The organism is Pseudoxanthobacter sp. (assembly GCF_036822375.1).
GTDB lineage: Bacteria > Pseudomonadota > Alphaproteobacteria > Rhizobiales > Segnochrobactraceae > Pseudoxanthobacter.
In genome coordinates this window covers 1-3,745 of sequence record NZ_DAISHT010000021.1, presented here as the reverse complement: position 1 = coordinate 3,745, position 3,745 = coordinate 1, and the positions used below count along the sequence as shown (strand labels likewise).

The 3,745-nt window shown below is 69.9% G+C and carries 5 protein-coding genes; all 5 read right to left on the bottom strand.

The features are described 5' to 3' along the window. Positions 1–190: 190 nt before the first annotated feature. Positions 191–400 carry a Trm112 family protein gene (locus V7067_RS04040; RefSeq protein WP_334174596.1) on the bottom strand — a complete coding sequence of 70 codons (210 nt, stop codon included), beginning with the start codon at positions 398–400 and terminating at the stop codon, positions 191–193. Between the two features lie 97 nt (positions 401–497). Continuing rightward, the gene (locus tag V7067_RS04035) at positions 498–1,181 is read right to left on the bottom strand and encodes an LON peptidase substrate-binding domain-containing protein (RefSeq protein ID WP_334174595.1); all 684 of its coding nucleotides are present in this window, start codon (positions 1,179–1,181) and stop codon (positions 498–500) included. Between the two features lie 86 nt (positions 1,182–1,267). Further along, positions 1,268–2,200 (bottom strand): thioredoxin, encoded by a 933-nt coding sequence (gene trxA / locus V7067_RS04030; RefSeq protein ID WP_334174594.1) that lies wholly within the window; start codon positions 2,198–2,200, stop codon positions 1,268–1,270. A 343-nt stretch (positions 2,201–2,543) separates the two neighbouring features. Next, entirely contained in the window at positions 2,544–3,101 is a 558-nt protein-coding gene (locus V7067_RS04025) for a YbaK/EbsC family protein (protein WP_334174593.1), read from the bottom strand. A 153-nt stretch (positions 3,102–3,254) separates the two neighbouring features. Then, positions 3,255–3,745, bottom strand: a 491-nt coding sequence (locus V7067_RS04020; protein ID WP_334174592.1) for a DUF2083 domain-containing protein, incomplete at its 5' end; no start/stop codon positions are given.

The window sequence follows — 3,745 nt, the reverse complement described above, 5'->3', positions numbered from 1 at the left end:
CGGGCGCATCCGGCGCGGCGGCCGGCGGGGAAGCGGCGGAAGGGCGGGGGCGTCGGGTCATGGATCGGTCCGGGTCACGGCACCATCATGCCGCGGTTTGGGCACGGCGAAAAGCAACCGCGCAACACCGGACCATATTCCTATCGGCGGTCCCGCGTCCAGCCCTGCGCGTCGAGCCCTGCGCGTGCGGTTAGTCTTCCAGCGGTCGCGCCTCGTCCGGCAGCATGATGGGAATGCCATCCCGGATCGGAAAAGCCAGCCGCGCAGCGCGGGAGATCAGCTCCTGCGCCGCGGCGTCATAGTCCAGCGTGGTCTTGGTCAGCGGGCAGACCAGCAGTTCCAAAAGCCGCGGGTCGGCCCGGCGCGGGGCGGCAGGGGTGTCTGCGGGGGTGTCGGTCATCGCGCGCAATCTCCCATGAAAAGCGGTGCGGTGCGGCGGGGTACCGGACCGCGGCCCGCACCGGGCCACACGGCGCCGGCGGGCCGGCCGCCGCGGTTCAGTTCAGCCGCGCCTGCCCGTCGCGGTCGGCGCGCACCAGCGCCACCTCGGTGATGGCGATCAGCGTCTCGGAGCGCGCCTTCAGGTCCGGCGCCTCCAGCAGCGCCTGCTTTTCGGCCGGCCCGTAGGGGCTCATCATCGACAGGGCGTTGACGAGCACCTCGTTGGAGGCCCGCTCCACGCTCGGCCAGTCCGTTTCCATCTCGTTGGCGTCGAGATAGGCGCGGAAGGTCTCGATCAGGGTCGAGCGGTCGATCGGGCCGCCCTCGGCCGCTTCCGGATTGAAATCCTCGGCAAAGGGTTCGGCGGTGATGGCGCACATGCGGAACGGGGTCTCGTTTTCCACCTCCGACAGGATGCGGAAACGGGAAATGCCCGTCAGGTTGATGATGTAGCGCCCGTCCTCGGTTTCCTGAAACGCGGTGACGCGCCCGGCGCAGCCGATGGTGCACAGCGGCGGCCGGTCTTCCAGCCGCACCTCGTCGAGGTCGAAACGCGGCTGCACCACGCCGATCACCCGCTCGCCGCCCAGCACCGCATCGACCATCGCCAGATAGCGCGGCTCGAACACGTTGAGCGGCAGCTGGCCGCGCGGCAGCAACAGCGCACCGGCAAGCGGAAACACCGGGATCACCGCGGGCAGGTCCGACGGCGAGCGATAGGATGAGAGATTGCCGGCCATGTCGTCGCCCTCTTTCTCGGCGTGCGTCCAGCCGGGGCTGTCGGCCGCGCAATACTGCACGCGGCCCCGCCCGTTCGATGCGCCGGTCAGGAGAACAACACCGACGACAACCGGCGCCGGCCCTCCTTCGTCAGCGGGTCCTTCGGGCCCCAGGCCTCGAAGAACTGCACCAGTTGCTTGCGCGCGCCGTCCTCGTTCCAGCTGCGGTCGCGGCGGATGATCTCCAGAAGATGATCCAGCGCCGCCTGCCGGTCGCCGCGGGCCGCCGTCAGCAGGGCCAGATCGAAACGCGCCTGATGATTGTCCGGATTGTGCTCCACGTCGCGGATCAGGCCGGCGGCGTCGCCCAGAGCGGCCGCCTGCTCGGCCAGCTCGATGGCTGCGCGCACGGCCGCCAGCGCCGGATCGGCCGCCTTCTCCGGCGGCACGGCGTCCAGCGTCTGCTTCGCCCCTTCCACATCGCCCTCGGCGAGCGCAATGCGGGCAAGGCCGGCGAACGCCCGGGCTTCGGTGGCATCCACCTCCAGCACCGCGGCATAGAGCTGGGCGGCCTGCGTCACGTCGTTGGCGATCAGGGCGGCTTCCGCCTCGTCCAGCAGCAGGCCGATGTCCGGCCCCGCAGCCGGGCCGCCGAGCTTGTCGATGAAGGCCGCGATCTCGCTTTCCGGCACCGCGCCCATGAAGGCATCGACCGGACGGCCGTCCTTGAAGGCCACCACCGCCGGGATGGAGCGGATGCCGAGCTGACCGGCGACTTCCGGGTGCTCGTCGATGTTCATCTTGACGAGACGGACGCGCCCGCGGCTGGCCTTCACCACCTTTTCCAGAGCGGGGGCAAGCTGCTTGCAGGGGCCGCACCACGGCGCCCAGAAATCCACCAGCACCGGCTGCGTGCGGGAGGCCTCCAGCACATCGCGGGCGAAAGTGCGGGTGGTGGTGTCGATCACGGCCTCGCCGCCGGCACCGGCGGGCGGCCGGGCAGCAGGGGCACCATTACCGAACAGCAGAGACTCGCTCATGGACCGGTCGTCCTCTTTCCCTTGAACACGGGGCCCGGCACGGACCCTGCCCGAATGTCTGGATCGCGCCCCGCCCGCCCGGAACCTTCACGCCCGGGAATGGTCCGGGGATGACGGTCCGGCCTGAATGGTCCGGCTGCCGGCCGGCTGCCATCTGCGGCCACCGGTGCGATCCTGCCGTGGCCGGGCATGGCCGTCGATGCGCGGAATCAAAACGCGCACCGTCACGCCGGACACGACCCGTCCGGCCGGATCCGATGCCGATCCCGCCGCGGGGCTCCTTTATCACGTCTCTAGATGGTCCGGCACCCGGTCAATTGCAAACCGGCGCCGGCGAAAACACTCACGCCCGGTCCGCGTCGCCAGCCGCCCGGCTGATCGCCAGAATGCGCGGGGCATGGTCCACCGCCTCCAGGAACCGCACCAGATCATCGCGGCCGATGGTGGTGGTCGCGGTGTTGTCCAGCGGGTGATAGTTCAGCACCGGCTCGTCCATCATCGCCGCATCGAGCACCACGGTCACGCGGCCGGCGACGTCGTTGACGGCCCCGAACGGCGTGACCGCGCCGGGAATGACGCCCAGCACCTCATAAAGCAGGTCCGGCTTGCCGAAGCTGACCTTGCCGCTCGCCCCGATGCGGGTGTGCACCGTCTTCAGGTCGATCTCGGCGTCCTCAAGGGCCACGATCAGGAACAGCGTGTCCTTGCGGTCCTTCACGAACAGGTTCTTGCAGTGCGCACCGGCAATGGCCCCGCGCAGGGCCTGCGATTCCTCCACCGTGCGCAGCGGCGGATGCTCGGTGGTGGCGGTGGCGATGCCCAGCGCGGCAAGGCGCGCGAGGAGCCCGGCCCGGTCGAGCGGGGCCGTGCCGGCAGCGGAATTGGGCGGAAGGTCGGACATGTCTTGCGTCTTCGCAGCGGTTCTCTGGCAGCGCGCCGTTCTGCACCCGCGCGCCGGCGCTGGCAAGAGCCCGCCCGATGACAAACGCCCGCCCGATGACAAACACCTGCCTGACGACAAACGCCCGCCCGCAGGCGGGCGGCCCGCCGTCGTTCAGGAGCGCATCAGGGTGTAGCTCTGGTCGCCCCGCACATCCGGATCGACCACGATGGTGTGATCGACCGCCGGCACCGCCCGCTGGTGACAGTCGGTGCGCTCGCAGATGCGGCAGCTCACGCCGATGCGCGCCACGCTGACCAGCTTCAGGTCGATATCCTGCGCGTAGACGAACTCATGGGCGTGGTGCAGCTCGCAGCCGATGCCGATGGCGAAGCTGGCGGTCAGCGCGCCATAGTGGCTGCGCGGCTTGGTCACGCACTTGGCCAGCGACAGATAACGGGTGCCGTCCGGCAGTTCCGCCACCTGCGTCAGGATGCGGTCGGGCGTCTCGAAGGCTTCGTGCACGTTCCACAGCGCGCAGGCGCCGCCGAAACGGGCGAAGTGGAAGCGCGTGGCGCTGTGGCGCTTCACGACGTTGCCCGCCCGGTCGACCTTGACGAAATAGACCGGCACGCCCTTCTCGTCCGGCCGCTGCAGGCTGGAAA